The organism is Herpetosiphon gulosus (genome assembly GCF_039545135.1).
In the GTDB taxonomy this organism is placed as follows: domain Bacteria; phylum Chloroflexota; class Chloroflexia; order Chloroflexales; family Herpetosiphonaceae; genus Herpetosiphon; species Herpetosiphon gulosus.
Map to the genome: position 1 here is coordinate 1 of NZ_BAABRU010000034.1, position 19,474 is coordinate 19,474.

Annotated in this window: 12 protein-coding genes and 1 CRISPR repeat array (1 of these 13 cut by a window edge); of the genes, 6 read left to right on the forward strand and 6 right to left on the reverse strand. The window is 49.1% G+C overall.

All coding sequences use genetic code 11. The annotated features are described in order from the left end of the window. Positions 1–968, forward strand: a 968-nt coding sequence (locus tag ABEB26_RS24535; RefSeq protein ID WP_345724727.1) for a choice-of-anchor A family protein, incomplete at its 5' end; no start/stop codon positions are given. Positions 969–1,020: 52 nt separating this feature from the next. On the opposite strand, the gene ABEB26_RS24540 is transcribed toward ABEB26_RS24535, so the two are convergent. The 4 genes from ABEB26_RS24540 to ABEB26_RS24555 all read right to left on the reverse strand — a co-directional run bounded on the left by ABEB26_RS24540 (position 1,021) and on the right by ABEB26_RS24555 (position 7,270). Next, positions 1,021–1,332 (reverse strand): winged helix-turn-helix domain-containing protein, encoded by a 312-nt coding sequence (locus tag ABEB26_RS24540; RefSeq protein ID WP_012189148.1) that lies wholly within the window; start codon positions 1,330–1,332, stop codon positions 1,021–1,023. 814 nt (positions 1,333–2,146) lie between these two features. Further along, a complete protein-coding gene (locus ABEB26_RS24545) occupies positions 2,147–3,073 on the reverse strand; it encodes a formylglycine-generating enzyme family protein (protein WP_345724728.1) in 927 nt (308 codons plus the stop codon). Between the two features lie 99 nt (positions 3,074–3,172). Beyond that, positions 3,173–6,238, reverse strand: coding sequence for a winged helix-turn-helix domain-containing protein (locus tag ABEB26_RS24550; RefSeq protein ID WP_345724729.1), 3,066 nt, complete (start codon positions 6,236–6,238; stop codon positions 3,173–3,175). A gap of 69 nt (positions 6,239–6,307) precedes the next feature. Beyond that, complete coding sequence (locus tag ABEB26_RS24555; protein WP_345724730.1) at positions 6,308–7,270, reverse strand: D-2-hydroxyacid dehydrogenase family protein; 963 nt, start codon at positions 7,268–7,270, stop codon at positions 6,308–6,310. Between the two features lie 195 nt (positions 7,271–7,465). Between ABEB26_RS24555 and ABEB26_RS24560 the strand changes: the two genes are divergently transcribed. Next, positions 7,466–8,473, forward strand: coding sequence for a phosphotransferase family protein (locus tag ABEB26_RS24560; protein ID WP_345724731.1), 1,008 nt, complete (start codon positions 7,466–7,468; stop codon positions 8,471–8,473). Between the two features lie 56 nt (positions 8,474–8,529). Here ABEB26_RS24560 and ABEB26_RS24565 read toward each other — a convergent pair whose 3' ends face one another. Further along, positions 8,530–9,690, reverse strand: coding sequence for a metallophosphoesterase (locus ABEB26_RS24565; protein WP_345724732.1), 1,161 nt, complete (start codon positions 9,688–9,690; stop codon positions 8,530–8,532). Positions 9,691–10,080: 390 nt separating this feature from the next. On the opposite strand from ABEB26_RS24565, the gene ABEB26_RS24570 reads away from it, so the two are divergent. From ABEB26_RS24570 to ABEB26_RS24585, 4 genes are all read left to right on the forward strand, one after another. Further along, a complete protein-coding gene (locus ABEB26_RS24570; RefSeq protein ID WP_345724733.1) occupies positions 10,081–11,715 on the forward strand; it encodes a hypothetical protein in 1,635 nt (544 codons plus the stop codon). A 24-nt stretch (positions 11,716–11,739) separates the two neighbouring features. Next, complete coding sequence (locus tag ABEB26_RS24575; protein ID WP_345724734.1) at positions 11,740–15,270, forward strand: hypothetical protein; 3,531 nt, start codon at positions 11,740–11,742, stop codon at positions 15,268–15,270. A 249-nt stretch (positions 15,271–15,519) separates the two neighbouring features. Further along, positions 15,520–16,110 carry a hypothetical protein gene (locus tag ABEB26_RS24580; protein WP_345724735.1) on the forward strand — a complete coding sequence of 197 codons (591 nt, stop codon included), beginning with the start codon at positions 15,520–15,522 and terminating at the stop codon, positions 16,108–16,110. A 24-nt stretch (positions 16,111–16,134) separates the two neighbouring features. After that, positions 16,135–16,443, forward strand: a complete 309-nt coding sequence (locus ABEB26_RS24585; RefSeq protein ID WP_345724736.1) for a hypothetical protein — start codon at positions 16,135–16,137, stop codon at positions 16,441–16,443. 325 nt (positions 16,444–16,768) lie between these two features. On the opposite strand, the gene ABEB26_RS24590 is transcribed toward ABEB26_RS24585, so the two are convergent. Beyond that, positions 16,769–17,113 (reverse strand): hypothetical protein, encoded by a 345-nt coding sequence (locus ABEB26_RS24590; protein WP_345724737.1) that lies wholly within the window; start codon positions 17,111–17,113, stop codon positions 16,769–16,771. Positions 17,114–17,307: 194 nt separating this feature from the next. Continuing rightward, positions 17,308–19,474: direct repeats of the CRISPR family, unit length 29 nt; unit sequence CGGTTCACCCCCACGCCTGTGGGGACAAT; it runs 1,703 nt beyond the window's last position.

Sequence of the window (19,474 nt, forward strand, 5' to 3'; positions counted from 1 at the left end):
TGCCAACGGCGACCAACACACCGTTGCCAACGGCGACCAACACACCGTTGCCAACGGCGACCAACACACCGTTGCCAACGGCGACCAACACACCGTTGCCAACGGCGACCAACACACCGTTGCCAACCGCAACTAGTACTCCAGTACCAACCAGTACTCCCGTACCTGGCAACCAATGTGTCCCACAAGGGTTAGGCACTGCTGGCGATTTCAATGTCTTTACCTTTGGCAACATTACCCAAAGCAACACCGATATTGAAGGTCGGGCCGCTGCTGGTGGCAACATCAACTTCCAAAACTTTGGGGTTGGCGTGCGCTTGACCAACTCGAATGGTGCTCGCGATGACTTAGTTGCTGGTGGTTCGCTGACCTATACCAACGGCTCGGTTTACAACGGCAATGTGGTTTATGGCACGACTAAATCATTGAATGGCGTTAGTGTCTTGAATGGTACGGTTCGCCAAGACCAACCAATCAATTTTGCCAACGAGCAAAGCTTGCTGCGCAACCGCTCGCAAGCTTGGGGAGCGTTGAGCGCCAATGCGCCGACGGTTTATGAATATGGCGCAGTCAAGTTGACCGGAACTAACCCAACCTTGAATATTTTCACGGTTGATGGCGCTCAATTGAATAATGCTAATGGCTTGAACATCAACGTCCCAGCTAGCTCATCAGTCTTGATCAACATCACTGGCACGAACAATCGAATGCAAAACTTCGAAACCTTCTTGACCAATGTTGATCAAACCAAGATTGTCTACAACTTCTATCAAGCCACCAGCTTTAGCCTCTCAGGGATTGGCATCAAGGGTACAATCTTGGCTCCATTTGCTGATGTAAGTTTCAGCAATGGCCAAATCAACGGGACATTGATTGGTAACTCATTGATTGGTGGCGGCGAATCGCACCACTATCCATTCAATGGTTGTTTGCCAGCAATTCCAGCCAATAAATCGGTTGAACGCTAATTTCTAAAACCAAAAGCAAAGGCCTTGGGAATTTCCCAAGGCCTTTTGTTATTTAATCGTTCACATCACTGGCGATCGAGCGCATCAGTCGCCAATATTGTTTGATTGCCACCTTGCCATCTGAGGTCAGACGATAGCTGGTGCGAGGGCGACGCGCCACAAATTCTTTGGTAACTGAGATATAGCCTTCGGCCTCAAGTTTGCTCATGTGCGAGCCAAGATTGCCTTGGGTTAGCTCAAGTTCGTTCATTAGATACAGAAAATCTGCTTCATCAACGGTAGCAAGATAGCTCATCACTTGTAAGCGAACTGGTTCATGTACAAGCCGATTAAGTTGGGCGATGGTTTTGATGTGTTTATCCATCGGTTCCTCACTGTTTGCTGTAATTATTAGTTTTACAAGGATATAATTCTGCTACACAGAATTTTGGGCTAGGATAGCACTGGCTTTAAGCTATGTCAAGTCGCCATGGATAGAAATTCTCGCAATTCCATGGCTTCAGCATCACGGTTATAATCGCCATTATGACATAACGCACATAGATCGGAGATAGTTGATGTATAAGGTGTCATCTGCAAAACCCTCGCTCAATCTTCGTCATTATCCGCTGCGCGTCCTCATCGGTCTTGGCAGCAGAAGTGGTCTTGCTGGCGGCAGTTGCGGCGGCGTTATCTATGGCATTGCTGCAGGACTGTTATCGCTGCGCTATGAATCGCCAGCGACGCAGGAACCAGAGGCGCTGGTAGGGGTTGCCGCTGTGCGCGTTGATTCCAGGCTTGGTGGTTGGGGTCGGCTTAGGCTGGCTCTACGCTTGGCTGTTCTATCATCTCTGCCCATCGGTAACCAAACGCCGCCTTATGATAAGTGGGAGCCTCGGTGGTCTACTGTTCGGTATCGGGTTGTTTCTGCCACTGATCGGTGTGCTCGAGTTTTATGCAACGATCCCTGCATCATCGATAGGCGGGCTGAGTGGTGGAATCGTTACAGCCATGCTGTTTTGGCATCGAATTCAGACCCTTGCAGCGATACAAGCGGATTTCCCATCGATCAAGCTCTAAGGTAGTTAGGGATTAGGGTTCTGTAGTGCTCAGGCATATCTAAACAAGGTTACAACCGCCCCCTTGCTTGGCTAGCAAGGGGGCGATCATTCTAGATAGAGGATCAAACACTGCTTGGGTTAGGGTGTGACCACGCGCACCCCAATATGATGATCTTCGTAGGTTGGTAAATCTTCGAAGTGGCGATAGGCAGAGCGGGCGACAAAGGTATTGCTACCCCACCAACCGCCTTTTTCAACTTTACGAGTACCTTCCGCCGGACCCTGGGGATCATTCCGCACCCGATCTTCATAGTAGCCAATATCTAGCCAATCTTGAACCCATTCCATTGCATTGCCTGCCATATCATGCGCCCCAACCCAACTCACGCCAGCGGGATAGCTGCCAACCGCAACTAAGCCGGTACTATCTAGCACGTTGGCTTTGGCTGGATCAAAGCTATCGCCCCACGGATAGATTCGCGATTCAGGCCCACGGGCAGCATATTCCCACTCAGCTTCGGTTGGTAAGCGCCCTCCCCGCCAATGGCTATAGGCTTCGGCCTCGTACCACGTGATGCAAACGCGTGGAAAGTTTGGCTGTTGATCTGGACATTCAACTGGAATGTTACGCATTGATTTGCGCCAGCGCCAGCCGTTTGCCGACCAATACTGTTCCTGATCGTAGCCACCTGCATCAATAAATTTTTGGTAGTCGGCGTTCGAAACCTCATACTGGTCGATCCAATAGCCTTGGCTTAGACAGACTTCATGTTGAGGCTGTTCGCTAGCGAGTGCGCCACGCGCCCAGGCGGGCGGCATTTCGGTCACTGTCGCTGGGTCGGTACCCATCAGAAAGCAGCCAGCCGGAACCCAGACTTGGGCGACACCCGCCGCATCGATTCGAGTTGTGCCAGCCGCCATGGTTGGGGTAGCCGCTGGGGTCGCGGTTTGTTCCGCAGTTGGGGCGACGGTTACCGGAGTTTCATCCGACGACACCGCAGCCGAATTCTCACAAGCGGCTAAAATCAGCAATACCACAAGCGCACATAAGCCACGAATAAGCATCAAGACCTCCCACAATATTCAAGTGATGGGCCTGAGTCTAGTTGGCAACAACCACCGCGTAACCACCCAAAAGAGGGATTTGGCTCGCCAGCGATTATTTCAGTTATCGTGGCTGATCAGATTTAGGCTGCGGGCGCGGGCAATTGCTTGAGTACGACTGGTTACCGCTAGCTTGCCATAAATATTTTTCAGATGCGTTTTGATCGTATTGAGCGTGACAACCAACTGATAGGCAATCGCTTGATTGGAAAATCCAGCCGCTAATAAGCGCACAACCTCTAGTTCACGTTCGCTAAGTGGCTCAATAAAACCATTGAGGCTTGAGCCAAAGATATATGGTTCACTGGTTATGCTGAGGCCACAGGCTACCAGCAAGCGTTGAATATACTGGCGCAGCGTTCCTTGTACCTGAGGTTCGAGTCGCACCAATAGGTCGGCCAGCGGCGTTCCTTCATCAACAAATAGGCGAATATACCCTTCTGGCTCAGCAAGACTCAGGGCGTGCAAAAGTTGGTTACTCGCAGCAGTCCAATCGTTGTTTGCAGCAAGAGCCAGCGCTTGGAGTAGATAAACTTCGATTACGCTGGGGAGCCGTCCGGCAGTTTGGCATGCAGGGAGCAGCAGATCAAGCAAGGCACAAGCTTGGTTTACTCGTCCTTGGGCAATTAGCACGCGGGCTAAGGTCAAATCTTCAACATCGTATAAATTAAATTGCGGAAAGGCGTTTGGCTGACGCTGATATGCTTGGGCCCAACGGATCGCCGCTGCTAAATCGCCTTGGGCAAGCTGAAGCCGTGCCTGCCAGGTTGTTGCCCAGAGCAGGCCGCGTGTCGATTGCGCCAGTTCAACCGCTTGGGCCATGGTTGTGCGGGCCTGTTCACGCTGACCATAGGCTTGCTGAATGCGGGCCAGTTCAATTAATCCATTCCGATGAGTTACATCCGCTCCAATTTGTTGACTATAGACGTTGCCCTGCTGAATAAACTCGCGAGCTTCGGCGAGGTTGTTCCATTGACGCAAAATCTGGCCTAAATTGACACAGGCGATCGCACTAATTGAATGCTGATGCTGCTCACGGGATAAATGGAATGTTTGTCGATATAAATCAGCGGCAGCATGCAATTGGCCTTGTAGCCAGCGTAGCGAGGTTGTTTCGATCCATAGGAGCAGCCGTGTTGTGCGGGCATACTGGCGATCACTCGGATGGCTGTCACCTGAGGAAACCCGAAGCTCAAGCAGCTCCTGTTCGTGCAATGACTGCTGTAATGCTTGTTCTGCCGCCACCGTATCACCGCTAACCAGATAGCCTGCGCAGAGATTGCGGGTGATCACGCTGCGCAATATGGTATGAGCATCCGTCAGACCGCTCAACGCTTGGTTGGTCAATGCCAATGCCTGCGGCATGTCGCCTTGGCGACGAGCAATGTTTGCTTGAAGTGCCCTGAGGTGGCCGTTTACGCTGGCGGTTTGGTGATCCTCGGGGTTCATACAGGCAAGCAACCCTGTGATCAAATTCAGATAGTGGCTAGTGGCGGCTAGTTGATTTTGGGAGACCAAGAGCCAAGCCGACCAGAGGCAGAGTTGGGCATTCTGCTCGATGATCGCCGTAGGTAGTGCTTGCAGCCAAGCTTGGACTAGCGCTGATTGATCGCTCAATAACAAGCGAAAGCCGATCGAGGCGATCAACGCTCCCGCCCGAACAAAATCGGCAGCAGCTAGCGCATGATTGATCGCCTCGGTGAATAGTTCGGCCTGTTCAAACCAAACACTGGCCCGCCCGTGCAGCTGCGCCATCCCATTTTTACCCAGATGTTGCTCGGCACTATGCAGCAAACTTTCACGAAATAGCTGATGATAGCGATACCAGTGTTGCTTTGGGTCAAGCGCTCGAACAAACAGATTCGACCGCTCAAGGTAATCCAGTAGCCCTGATGTGGATGCTGGAAGCGCCGCCAAAACCATCGGGTCAATAACCGCCTGACACAGTGCTTCGCTCAGCCGATCAAGGATTGCGGTCTGAAGTAAGAATTGTTGGACTGCTAGCGGCTGTTTTTGCAGAATCTCTTGGGTAAAATAGTCAAAAATTGCTCGCTGATTGCCAGAACTTGTCGCTAATAGATCAATTGCGGCCAAAGGATTATGCCCATGGATCGAAAGTGTCAGCAGTTGCAGGCCCGCGATCCAGCCTTCAGTGCGGGTTTCGAGGTTTGCCAGCGTTTCGTCGGGTAGCTCTAGCTGGATGGTTGTGCTAAGAAACGCGCTGATCTCAGCTTTGTTAAAACGTAACATACCTACCAACAGCTCATTCAAATGCCCAGCCACCCGCCAGCGGGCAAGTGGGAGCGGTGGCTCGCTACGACTGAGCAGCACGAGTTGGAATCCGGTTGGTGCATGATCGATCAACCATGTGAGATCATGGTGAATTGTGGGATCGCTGATTGTCTGATAATCGTCCAGCACTAAGGTTAATTGCTGGTTCACGCTGGTTAGACCATTGACCAAGCTGATCAAGACATGCGACAAAGCAATCGACTGGGTGTGTAGGGCCAGTGCCTCGGCAGCGGCTTTTGGGGCAACGTCGTGGAGTGCTGTTAGGAAATAGCTCCAAAAACGGTTGGACTGATTATCGTTTGGCTCTAGGCTTAGCCATGCTAGCGGGTGCGACTGAGTTCTAGCCCAATCAGCAATTAACGTGGTTTTGCCAAAGCCAGCTGGTGCGCATACCAAGATCAACGGTAGCCGCTGATTGTTGAGGTGTTCAATCAGTTGTGGGCGCAGAACCAAGCCTACCCGCGAGGCTGGAAGCATAAACTTGGTGCGTAACAATAATGTGATCGAGGTGGATTGATCAGCTAAGCTAGCTGCCGCCTGCAGGAGCCGTTCAAGGCTCAGTTGTTCAACAAGCCCAAGATACACTTTGCGGGTTTTGCCAGCCTTTTTGCTGTAGGCATACCAATATGATCGAGCGCGGCGCTGCTCACGGCGGGCAGTAAAAGTTCCTGAAGTTGACATAAAATAGAACGTTGTATGAGTAGGAGCCTTGAGCCATGCATACCAAGCACTAGATTCGACGGCGACCCGCTGCTGCCGCCCATTGCTCGTATATTCAAGCCATTCAGAATCACAAACAGGGGTGGTTCGATGCGCAGCAGCACGTAATGGCATAGCGTTCCTTCCAACATGTTGGTTACAAGTTACCCAATATTATACCCACCCCCGCGAGAATTCTGTATATTAACTTAATTGGCGAATTGGCGTACCTGCTAAAAAGGCCTGAATATCTTCAATCGCTTCGCCAAAATAGGTTTGGTAGTTGCGTTGGGTAACATAACCTATATGCGGTGTGGCTAAGACATTTGGCAGAGTACGAAATGGGTGTTGCCCAGGTAGTGGCTCAATCTCAAATACATCCAAGCCTGCTCCGCCGATCCAGCCCTGTTCTAAGGCATGGATCAGCGCCGCTTGATCGACAATTGCCGCCCGAGATGTATTGATCAAATAGGCATGGCGGCGCATGCGCTGAAGCTCGGCAACACCAATTAAGCCGCGTGTCCGCTCACTTAACACCAGATGAATCGAGACAATATCACTTTGTTCAAGTAGTTGGGCTTTGGATTCAGCCAATTGGACTCCTAGCGCTTGGGTATGCTCAAGCGTGAGATTTTGGCTCCATGCCAGTACATCCATCCCAAAGGCTTGGGCGACCTTGGCGATCTTACTGCCAATTTTGCCCAAGCCTAATAAGCCCAAACGCTGGCCTGCTAAATCCATTCCAATGCTTTGTTGCCATGGGCCATTGGTGCGTAATGCGAGATTTTCGGGCACGATCTGGCGGGCTAGCCCCAAAATCAGTGCCCAGGTTAATTCGGCTGGTGGCTCGGGATGGGTGGCGGTTCCGCACACTACAACCCCTTGGGTTTGCGCCGCCGCCACATCGATCGAGGCATTACGCATGCCTGAGGTGATCAATAGCTTGAGTTTTGGCAGTTGGGCTAGCAGATCGGCTTTAAATGGCGTTCGTTCGCGCATAATCACGACGATCTCACAATCGTGGATTGCTTGGACTAAAGCTGCTTGCTCGCTGAAATGGCTTGAAAAAACTTGTATGTCTAGCTGCTCAGCCAAAACCGACCAATCGGCCATGGCCAAAGCGGCGTGTTGATAATCGTCAAGAATTGCACAGCGCAGTTTTGACATTGAATCGCTCCTTGACATGCTTTGTTGAGCCTGACCCTTCGCTTTTTGGTCAATACCCTTACAATCGTTGGTATTCTACTGCTTCAAGCAATAATCACAAACCTACCTGTAGAAGCCAATGTTCCGCTGTTAGGCCGATAAAAATCGCAGATTTTCGTTCTACACTACCCACATCAGTATTATAGGAGGAGATCGATGACCGACGGCAGCAATCAATTGCCTTGGGAGCAACCCGCATGGCTTGAACACTTGAGCGGGTGGATTGCGCAGCAACTCAGTATTCATCAGCTGACAGCGCTTGCTCCGTTGGAACTCGTGCATCAGCGCCCATGGTCGGCCTTTGGCCAAGTTTGCACCAACCATGGCATGATCTATTGCAAAGCACCTGCCCCAGCCTTTGCATATGAAGTTGGTTTGACGCAGGCCTTAGCGCAATGGCATCCGGCTTGTAGCGTGCCGATCTTAGCGATCGAGCCAACCCATGGCTGGATTCTCTCTGGCGATGCTGGCACGACCTTACGGGTACTCGGGCAAAATCTGAGCCAACTTGATCATTGGTATGCCCTGTTGCCAGAGTATAGCGAATTGCAAATTGCCTTAGCCAAGCGAGTTCCAGCCTTATTGGATCTCGGCGTGCCCGATCGGCGATTAACAATATTTCCAAGCCTCTTTACCGAAATTCTGGGCGATCATGATCAATTATTGCTTGATCAGGTGGGTGGGTTGAGCAGCGCCGAGTATCACCAATTGCAAGGCTTACCGGCGACAGTTCAAGCGCAGGTGGCACAATTAGCCTCGTATGGCATACCAGAAACGCTGACCCACGAAGAAATTCATGAGAATAATGTGCTTTACGGGCCGCGCGGCTATACGATTACCGATTGGAGCGATTGCAGCGTAAGTCCTCCCTTCTTCTCGCTGCTTGTCACAGTGCGGGCTGCCGCCCATTGGCTCAAACTCGACGAGCATGGTGATTCTATCCAGCGCTTGCGTGATGCCTATTTGGAACCATGGACACGCTTCGCATCACGCCAAAGCCTTGATCAAGCTGCCGACATCGCCTACCGCCTTGGCATGATCAATCGGGCGCTCTCATGGCGACAAGCGCTGAAGGGGCTTGATCGGCAACATACCAAAGATTATATCGATAGTATTGCTGGTTGGCTCCAAGATTATTTAGCCACCCATGCGAATACTGAGTAACCAGCCAATCCATGTCACGCTGTATTTTAGGGCTAGGGGTGGATTTGCATCTGCCCTTAGGGAGTCAATGTCACCTCAATTCGCACGACTTCTGGAATCGTACCAACCCGAATCGGCGGCCCCCATGTGCCAAAACCCGATGATACGACAAGCTGGCTAGCCCCGGTCGTCAGCGTGCCCCAATGCTGATCGTACATCTGGTTGGTTAGCAGCGTAAAGGGAAAAATCTGCCCAGCATGGGTATGACCGGAAACTTGGAGATCAGCCCCAACGGCGACCGAATCCTCAAATCGATTAGGGTTGTGATCCATGACCAACAGCGGTAGGCTAGGATCAGCAGTTTGGATGATCTCGGCAAGCGGCTTAGCCACGACAGCACCTGAGGTACGTGGCCCGCCAATATCATCGCGCCCTACGAGCACAATCCGTTGATCGACCGTAACCCACTCATCAATCAGCAGCTGAATCCCAGCGGTTGCCAGTTCTGACCGAAACAAAGCCAACTCTTCGGCTCGAACATCGTGATTGCCCATAATCGCGTAGATTCCAAGCCCCGCCTGAAGTTTGCTTAGCTCTGTGGCCATGGCCTGGTCGCGAAACGGCTGAAGATCATCATCAATAATATCGCCAGCAATCAGAACAAGGTCAGGCTCAAGTCCATTTACCATTGTGACGAGTTCATGAATGCGATTGGCATTATTGGTATAGCCAAGGTGGGTATCGGATATGAGCACAATTGTGATAGTTTGCGGCGAACTAACAGGCGCAGCAACTGTTAGCCCGTACTCTGCCACCACCGGCGTGCGTGCTCGCCATGTGCCATAGCCTAGAATACCAATCAAGAGAGTCATTACGATGGTTCCCGTAACCAGCACTAGGCGATGTGGACGCTGCCTCCATGCAGCAGCGATTCCGGTTAAGCGCTGGATAAGGCGCAAGAGATCCACCAATGCCAGCAGCATGCCTGCATAGACAAAAATGGCGATCCAGTAGCTGCCAATTGCGGCGACGAGCGCCATCATGCCCGCGGGTATACGGCCTGCCGTGAGGCGAGTCAATAGTGGCGTACTTGCTAGCACCCACACCACTGCCCAGTAGCCCCAGCGCGGGATACGCTGCGGGATAAGCGCCTGAAGCCATTGCCATGTTCGACGACCAATGTACCAATTAATGCTTGCATAGAGCAGGAGTATGCTAACGACAATAACGATGCTCATAGAATGTATTCCCCTAATTGCCACATGGTTTGTTTGCAAACCAACGCATGGCTGACCATGCATATGCTAGAACGCGATCGCTGCTGTTATGGATGGAGCAACAGCTCAACCACTTGGCTAAGCTGATTCAGCAGCGTTATACCACGGAATGTCGTTTTTTCAAATTCCCTTCTCATGGGCAAGGCTATTCATGATTGGCAAATCCCCAACGTTAATTAGCTAGAAGCCGCTTCTATCGATATATCAATTATCTAAACATCTGAATAAGCCTCAGCGACGAGCCACGATATATCAAACCAATTGATCAACGTTGATAATAGCTTCAATTTAATTCGATAGCCTTAGAGCATCGAAGCAAATCTGTATGGCCATTTTCACAAGGAGTGTGTGATGAAAAATACTGATGTTTTTAATAGCTTTGATTTAATCGTTCCGATTACTCAAAAAACGATTAATGATCAACTTACTCATCTAGTTCGCCTAGGAGTGATTAACCCCGAACTCATTATCACCCAAGTCTGGGATGCTGCAACCAAACAAGATATTTATGCAATTTTGGCTTCAGCAGCAGATTTACCCAAAAAACCAGATGGTAGCGTTGATTCGAGCAAGCTTGACGGCTATCTTGATGGCATGATGTTGCCACAAATTTCAATTCACGAAAGCGGTACGATTGTCTTATTAGTGCTCAATTTTCTTTCGGGCACGTTTGGCTACTGGGGTGGTTCGCCGCATAATCCAACATGGATGACCGTTGATATGAGCAATTGGAAATTTGGCATTAGCGTCAATATGGATTTAGCAACCTTAGCCAAAGATGATCTCAACCAGAAAATTAAGGTTCCTGATAATGTTCAACAGCAGCTTAGTGGATTTATCGATAATATGTTTACGGTGAATCATCTCTTTATGGATTTTGAGTCAACCGATTTAATTAATTTCGACCCAACGGTAACAAGTGTTGGCAATGCTGGTGATGATGTCAAGAAACAATTTGTATTTTTTATGCAAGAATACCTGAAAGCCCAAAAAGATGCTGGTAATCCCTATGTGCTTGGCTATACGATGAGTGCCACCGATCAATCAAACTATGCTAGTTATGGCGGCGTGCCCGATTCATTACGTCCAGTTGGTACAACCTATAATTTCTATAATGATGCGACGAATCCCGATATTAGTACATTGAACTTTGCCTTGGTAACCAAAGGTGGTCATCAATCAATCTCAACCACGCCTGGCAATTTCGATAGCAACTGGATCAGCCCAAACGAGCAATGTGACGCAAAAATGATCTATTCGCATCAAGTCTTGCTCGAAGAATATTTCCTCAAGCCAATTTTTCAGCAGATCCATGATGGTATTTATGCGCAAATTAAAGATCATCTTTCGGTTGATAGCGGTGCTGATTATGATCACGCCAAATCAACTACTGCCAATGGCTTCAGCTATGCAATTATTAACGATAAAGATGGTGATGATCAGTATGTCAATAATTATTCAGTTCAAATTACGAATCAAGCCCAAAGCGCTCAAGTTGATCTTAATTTCTCGGGTCAGCTCTATTTTTATAAAGAACAAAGCAAAGATATGCTTTTCTGCACTGCTAAAGGTTGGGCTTGGACTGGCCTTGATTGGAGTGGAACGGTTTCATTAATCACCACAAAAGATACCAATGGCAGGCCAAATCTCTCAATTACCAAGCAATTTAACATTAGCAACGTTAATAAAGGCCATGATCAAAATAGTTGTGCCGAAGCTTGGAGTATTATTGGCGATATTTTGGGATCAATCCTTGATGCATTTTCATTTGGCTTAGATGGAAATTTCTTCGCCAATCTCTTTTCTAATGCCTTTGGTATTCATATCGGGAGCATCGGTAATATTGGGCTTGTGCTTAGCGATATTGGCACAACGATCAATACGGCGCTCGTTCTACCTGCGGGGAATGTATTCTTCATTAGCAACCCAACTGCCGATCCATTAGCAAATTTCTATCTTGAATTACATTATAAATCTGAACACTAGGCTTTAAATAAAGGAGTTTATCGTATGTCAACCTCTCCTGTTGATCTAATAACCTTACCAACCACGAATTTCTCGACCGATCACGTTAGTTTTCAAGTTTCGGCTGAACTGATGCAAAATAGCCAACAATCATCGCCAATTTCGCCAACCAATAATTTGGTGGTAGTGCAGGATAGTGCTGGCAAGCCAATGCTATTTTCGATTGGCACTGATCAAACGCTTCATTTGATTAAATACGATGAAACTACGCCGACAGGCTGGCAGGTGATTAATCTGAGCACCCAATGGAGTGATTATAGTCATGCGGTTGCCTTTGATCTTAGCCAAGATACCCATGGATTGATTTCGATTACGTTTGCCTTAGCAACAGCAGATCAAAAGAAAACAGCTGTATTCAGCGCAAGTATGCTTTCGAATGATTACACAAAAACTGATTGGACTACACTAAGCCAGCAATGCAAAGAAATTGCTGGGCTTGATCCAACCTTTCAAGCTGAATCAATTCGATTGGGGACATCAAATGATGGTCATCCGCCGATCATTATCATTGTTGGCTCAATTAATAATGCGAAATTCTATTATCAAGTCATTGATGGCCAAACCTCGCAAACCCTAGAATTTCCTGAAAATGTCATCAGTAATCCTGGCAGTTTATTAGAAGTTACCACTAGTCATACAATTGGCCAGCGAGCTTTTTTCTTTTTATACCAAATTGGGGCAACCCAGACCTTGGAAGCAACAACCTTGGCTGATCAATTCCAAGGTTCGCTCCAGTATGATTTTAGTCCAGGCAATGCAGGGATTCCGGCAGAATATAATAATCTGACTTATACATGTATGACTACTGCCTTGGGTACGCAAACCAGCCCACTCGATATTTCGTCAGATGTTTATATTGGAACAACCGATGGTGTCTACGTTTTTGCCAATTCGCGTTTGGCTGGAATGCAAAAAGTGACCGATGCGATTAAAGATGTGCATCAAATTATTGTAACAGCGACTGGCGATACAATCGGCCTATGGGTCATGGCAAGCCCAAACAAGCTGTATTATATCGCTAGTAAACCTGGATCGCCTTATACCTTTAATGAGCCGATTCTCTTTAGCGATACCGTTGTGCACATTGCGCCAACCCGAAGCGGATTGAGTCATTCCAACGAGCTATTTGTGGTTGACCAAACCCAGCATGTTGTCCACTATTGGCAAGATCCAAATACAACACTTTGGAGTCAGCGCACCATCACAATTGCTGATCAAAGTTATCTGCTTAATTTCAATTCCTATACAACCCATATTCATCTACAAGATCAAAATGGTATGGCCTTGGCAAATATTCCATTAGCAATTAGTTGCTCAACTTGGAGTTATGCAACTATCAATGGACGGATTTATAGCCTTGATCAGGATGTGATGGCCCAAGTACCTACCGATGCCTTAGGCAACTTAACCATTATTCTGCCAGCTAGCGATTTAACCGCCCCAATTATTCATGTTCAAGCAGATTTTATTGATCAAACTCTAAATATTTATCCTCATGGCAAAATTACGAAAGGACTTCAGGCAATTAAATCAGGTGATGATTTAAAAAACGCCAAAACTGCTGATGGTTCAGCAGTTATTGGTGGCGATCTAGATACTATAACCCTCAATAGTGTTGCGCAAAATATTGGCCAACTCCATCAACTTAGCAGCCAAATTACTGGACCAATGGGCAGTAACACCTATGTTGTGCTTACCGCTAAAAATGCTAAACAAACCGGAAAACTCAATCCATCGCAACCTGCTGCGAAACAATTAACCATGCAGGTTAGTCGTAATCGTAGCTCGGCAACCCTAAGCTTGAATTCGGCTGATGATATATTTGATGATATTGGCGATGCTTTTGGTGACGTTTGGCACGAAATTGAACATTTTTTCGTGGCTGGCATTGATAAAATTGAGCAAGGCATTACCTATCTGAGCAATGGAGTGTCATTCCTGATTAAAGAAGCCGAGCAAGGTTTAAATTTTATCCTTAAAGTTGCTGATAAAGTCTATAACATCGTGCTCGATTCAATTGCTAGTATCTATAAAGTATTGAGTTGGATCTTCCAATTAATTAAAGTTGGGATTGAAACTCTGATTAAATGGCTAGGATTTTTATTTGGCTGGGATGATATTTGGCATACCCACAAAGTTTTGGCTCGAATTATCAGCCAAGGGGTTGATTATGGAATCAATCGCATGGAAAGCGAGATTAACGATTGGACTAATAGTATCAATACAACTTTTGATCAACTCAATCAGCAAATTCATGCAACATTAGTGCCAAGTTCACTCCAACTAACCACGCCAAATACAATAACCAATAATCAAAGCAGCGATCAACAAACGCAGCTATTTCAATCGCCAGGTGGCAATTGGTCGGCCTATCAACTCCAACATAGCGGTATGTTAAATGGATTTGGGGCAAATCTCCAACACAACCCATTTATCCAATTTCTCAATGATGTGGTTATTCCAACCAGTCAACAATTGTATGCTGCACTTGAAAATGATTTTGATGATCTGAAACAGATTATTATTGGTGGAGTAACAATTGTTGATACGCTTAAATTATTTGCTGATCTTGCAACCACGATTATCGAGCCAATTAAAACTATGGTGATCGGTTTGCTCAAGTTTGTAGTCGATTTAGCAAAAGATATTCAGCATGCACTCGTTGACGATCTGGATATCCCATTGCTGTCGGATCTTTATAAGTGGGTGACTGGGCTATTTGGCGAAGGCGAAGATTTTAGCGTGGTCAATGGAGTTTGTTTACTGCTGGCAATCCCCGTAACGATTATTTACAAAGCTAGCGTTGGTTCGGCTCCTTTTACTGATCAATCGCAGATGCTTGATGATCCAAACTTGTTCAATACAATTATGGGTCAACCCAAACAACAACTGATGCTCGGCACGGCCAAAGCGCTCAACGCCTCAACCTCAAAATCGGTCGGTGTGGTCTATTCGCAGGTTGGGGGCTTGTTGGCAGCAATTGTTGGCCCAATGATCACCATTGCAACCCTGTTTAAACTTGCCGCCAACGAGCAGGAAGTAACGATTAAATCGCGGGCGGCGCAAGTCAGCATTGTGCTAGCCTTAACCAAGGCTTTATTAACCTTTCCGATTCGCAAATCTGAGCAATCGATTGCTGGTTATACGCTAAAAATAAGCTCATGGCTGCTCAGTGTCTGCAATACAGCCCAAAGTGCGATTATTCGCAGCCCGCGCATTGGCGGTGGGATCACAATTGGGATTGATAGCATCATCATCGTTATGGCGCTGATCGCCGACGGACTGGATCATGCTGATGGCTGGACATGGACAACCGATATTCTGTCGAATGTTAGCGGCATTGGTGCGGGTATCGGCCAAGTTGCTAAAGGTACAGATGTTGGCGATGCAATTGGCATTGTTGGTTGGGCAGGCTCGTATGTAAGTAGTATTGTTGGTTTCTCGGCAGCCGTGATCAAATTGGCCAATGGGAGCGATAATGAAGCACTCAGTTTGATTAACCTCGGTGGGTTATAGGCGTGCCATGAACCGCTGCTGATCGGGACGGCGGAAGCACAGGCGTACTGGCGACACGCGGCGAGACCCCATCGCCGCGCTGCCTAGCGTTTGATAGAAACGTCTTTGATCAACATCAATAGCATCACAGCGTTACGCTCCGGATCACTGCAAAAGCTGACGGACACCCTGAATAATTAGGCTTGACGGATATGTTAGGATATAAATCAAGGAAATAGGAAGAGAATTGCATAGTGTAGGATTGTAGTGATGAAATCAATCGCAATCGAGTTTGGTACAAAAGATGGGCCAAAGATTATTGACACCCCTCTGATTAAAGTTCGTGGTAAGACCATTGTTATGGAAAATACGATCTATGCGATTCCGAATATTGCTGCAATTCAGGTGGTTGATCTTTCACAGCGAACTCCGTTTCCACTCATTTCAATTTTGCTCCTTTTTGTCGCTGGATTGCTTCTATACCAAGAAAATATGGTTTATCTTTTCACAAGATTTGATAGCGATCTGTCACCACGATTATTGCTCAGTATCGGTATTATTGGGATTAGTATCTTCTTGCTTATGCGAATTGGGCGCTATCTGAAAAATCGGATTGTGTACAATTATGGCTTGTTTCTTCTCACCAATGCTGGCCCAGCAGGATCGACAGTGGTTGAAAGTCGGAATAAAGAATTTCTTGAAGAAGTTGCCGTCGTTTTGTATACCATCATGAATGATGATGACTATAAAGATCTAAATGTGAATGTGGATAGTCGAACGATTACGACGGTTGAGTCATCGACTGGGGTCGTGATTAATAATGGTGCACTATCAGGAAGCGTGGTCAATCGAATCAACTAATGCGCAAGAATATGGAGGATGTTCATGGCAACAGTTCGAAACTCAACAGGGGTTGTGATTGTCGGATCAGAGAGTACGATTACCGGATCAATTCAGAATACGGTCACACAACCGTTGCCGAGTGCTCCGCCACAACCGCAGGATGGAATGGATGCACAAACACGTCGATTGGCATCCATTATCCAGCAAATGACGGAGCATCGACAGTGTTTGGAAACCTTATATATTAGCCGGGCAACACAGGGTGTGCATTGTGCGTCCGGAGTCCATCAGGAGATTGCCCGTCGTGAAATGGCACTGAAAGAACTTGATCATCATCTGCGTGTTGGATGAGACGGGTGGCATGGGTTGTCATTGCTACCCGTGCCACTGGAAATGCCCGATTGTGTTTGAATAGCCGCTTGAGGTGGTGATGACAACGGGCACGGGGTGTGGTCTCGGGCAGCACATCCATCTGCGTCGTGGCTTAGCGTGTCCAGCCAATAGCCGAATTCCCAAGAAGGCCGCGAGACCAAACACGACTTCACTTTGCTCGTGGATATCGGCGTGAACGGTGTCCGGCTTAACATCTTTCGCAAGAACCCGAAAATCTGCGCGACCATGTGGGTGATCACGAGCGAGACCTAGCGCTTGTGTGGGCTTAGTGCGCTATTCCCCATCAGGGCGATGCATAACGAGAGCAGGAGGAGACCCCGATCACGGACAAACACCCCGTGTTGGCGCGTTGGTTCTGCGCAATCGCCCGATATTCTTTGACTAAGCCGATGACTGCGCACGGCAGATAGAGCATGAGGGGCATCAGCGATGCCGTTCCTGCATCACTGGCAAGTTCTCGGTCGATGACCCCAAGCCATTCCTGCGGCGGATAGTGCCCGAGATCAATGTAATAGAAGAAGAGACCGACCACAACACCGATGATCGCGGTCAACCAGGTAACGATCTGAATCACGATCCATCGGGCGGTCGATAACGGTGGTTGATTATCTGATACCTGGTAGATCATTCTTACCTCTTTGTTGCTTGGCTGGTAGATAGGAACACGGGTCGTTAGGGAATCCGAACGGTGAGCAGATACACCACGACGGCGATGGCAACAAACAACAGCACAAACCAATAATCGGCAGCAGGGTTGGAATCCCACATCGTGTGACGAGTAACCAGCCATCGTGTTCATTCGCCCAGCATCGCCAATTATTCCGGTTCACCCCCACGCCTGTGGGGACAATTTTCTGTTCAGCCTTAAGCCGTTCCTCGGCATCGGTTCACCCCCACGCCTGTGGGGACAATCACGTTGCGCACTTCGAGCAGATAGGTTCCGGCGGTTCACCCCCACGCCTGTGGGGACAATGTGTTTGATGCGCTCAAAAAAGAATTGGTTGGCGGTTCACCCCCACGCCTGTGGGGACAATGGCCTGTGCGGGCGCACAATCTTCGCTGGTTTCGGTTCACCCCCACGCCTGTGGGGACGATGTGATGACGTTCAGCTTGCACGCCGCCGCCCACGGTTCACCCCCACGCCGGTGGGGACAATATCGTCGATAGCTTGCAAGTCCAAATCCAAACCGGTTCACCCCCACGCCTGTGGGGACAATCTGACGCTGACCCCTTGGGCGAATACATAATTCGGTTCACCCCCACGCCTGTGGGGACAATCTTTGCTAATACTAGACGAGACCCTACGGGGTCGGTTCACCCCCACGCCTGTGGGGACAATTAATCTGATGAAGTTATACCTTTGGTTGTTTACGGTTCACCCCCACGCCTGTGGGGACAATTTTTTCTATGGAGGTTTCAATGGTCGATTCGACGGTTCACCCCCACGCCTGTGGGGACAATTTGTTCTTGACGGTCATGAGTGGCGACAGTCCCGGTTCACCCCCACGCCTGTGGGGACAATCTCACAATGCACCGCATACTCGCTGATGCGAGCGGTTCACCCCCACGCCTGTGGGGACAATTCATTCCCTAAGCGCATCACGTCAAAGGTAGCCGGTTCACCCCCACGCCTGTGGGGACAATGTCTAATTCGGTTTCCTTGGCATCTTGGTTGGCGGTTCACCCCCACGCCTGTGGGGACAATATATGACCCTATTCGATGATGAAGACGGCAATCGGTTCACCCCCACGCCTGTGGGGACAATTTGTTCCTTTATCTAAAAAAGATTCTTTGTATCGGTTCACCCCCACGCCTGTGGGGACAATCGGGGTGGTGGTAAAGAGCTTCAAATACTCGCCGGTTCACCCCCACGCCTGTGGGGACAATGTGAAAATGAAGTGGACGATGGGCGATTCTAGCGGTTCACCCCCACGCCTGTGGGGACAATGTGAAGAAGTCACGTCCAACGAGGCCCAGTTGCGGTTCACCCCCACGCCTGTGGGGACAATCTCGGCACAACGAGCAAGCTGGACATTATCCACGGTTCACCCCCACGCCTGTGGGGACAATCTCGTGCGTTGGGTAGGTGTTATCAGCGGTCGCGGTTCACCCCCACGCCGGTGGGGACAATTCATGCTTTTTGCTCAAACCATTGACGCAATCCGGTTCACCCCCACGCCTGTGGGGACAATACCATGGAGTTGCTTGATACAACCCAGTACGACGGTTCACCCCCACGCCTGAGGGAACAATACCTCCAGCGGATGGTTGACGATCGCCTTAACCGGTTCACCCCCACGCCTGTGGGGACAATTTTGATCGGACTATTCACGGGCAGCACCTTTTCGGTTCACCCCCACGCCTGTGGGGACAATCGATAGAGTTGTTGCACATCGCTGGGCGCTGCGGTTCACCCCCACGCCTGTGGGGACAATTTGATTTTTCCGACTGTGGCAGCTACGTCTGCCGGTTCACCCCCACGCCTGTGGGGACAATTCGTATAGGTTTGGCCAGCGGTAACACTATAACGGTTCACCCCCACGCCTGTGGGGACAATGCGATCATGGCCTTGGCCACGCACGCGCATGACGGTTCACCCCCACGCCTGTGGGGACAATGTGGTCAAGCGGGCGCGGGCTTCCGGCGTGAGCGGTTCACCCCCACGCCTGTGGGGACAATGCCGATGGCCTGCAACGGGATTGACTCGGTGACGGTTCACCCCCACGCCTGTGGGGACAATGCTATTTTCAGCATCGCGTTGGGCGATGTAGGCGGTTCACCCCCACGCCTGTGGGGACAATGCATCTGCCGTGTTGCGTGCTAGTCTGTCTAACGGTTCACCCCCACGCCTGTGGGGACAATAATTATCTCCTGATTTTTCTTGGCTTTCTTGGCGGTTCACCCCCACGCCTGTGGGGACAATGTGACCGTTGAAACCGTTGCGACCGTCGAAGGCGGTTCACCCCCACGCCTGTGGGGACAATGTAT

Bases quoted from the DNA above. Each gene is read 5' to 3' on its own strand.
- ABEB26_RS24540 (WP_012189148.1), bottom strand. From the start codon at position 1,332: ATGGATAAACACATCAAAACCATCGCCCAACTTAATCGGCTTGTACAT.
- ABEB26_RS24545 (WP_345724728.1), bottom strand. From the start codon at position 3,073: ATGCTTATTCGTGGCTTATGTGCGCTTGTGGTATTGCTGATTTTAGCC.
- ABEB26_RS24550 (WP_345724729.1), bottom strand. From the start codon at position 6,238: ATGCCATTACGTGCTGCTGCGCATCGAACCACCCCTGTTTGTGATTCT.
- ABEB26_RS24555 (WP_345724730.1), bottom strand. From the start codon at position 7,270: ATGTCAAAACTGCGCTGTGCAATTCTTGACGATTATCAACACGCCGCT.
- ABEB26_RS24560 (WP_345724731.1), top strand. From the start codon at position 7,466: ATGACCGACGGCAGCAATCAATTGCCTTGGGAGCAACCCGCATGGCTT.
- ABEB26_RS24565 (WP_345724732.1), bottom strand. From the start codon at position 9,690: ATGAGCATCGTTATTGTCGTTAGCATACTCCTGCTCTATGCAAGCATT.
- ABEB26_RS24570 (WP_345724733.1), top strand. From the start codon at position 10,081: ATGAAAAATACTGATGTTTTTAATAGCTTTGATTTAATCGTTCCGATT.
- ABEB26_RS24575 (WP_345724734.1), top strand. From the start codon at position 11,740: ATGTCAACCTCTCCTGTTGATCTAATAACCTTACCAACCACGAATTTC.
- ABEB26_RS24580 (WP_345724735.1), top strand. From the start codon at position 15,520: ATGAAATCAATCGCAATCGAGTTTGGTACAAAAGATGGGCCAAAGATT.
- ABEB26_RS24585 (WP_345724736.1), top strand. From the start codon at position 16,135: ATGGCAACAGTTCGAAACTCAACAGGGGTTGTGATTGTCGGATCAGAG.
- ABEB26_RS24590 (WP_345724737.1), bottom strand. From the start codon at position 17,113: ATGATCTACCAGGTATCAGATAATCAACCACCGTTATCGACCGCCCGA.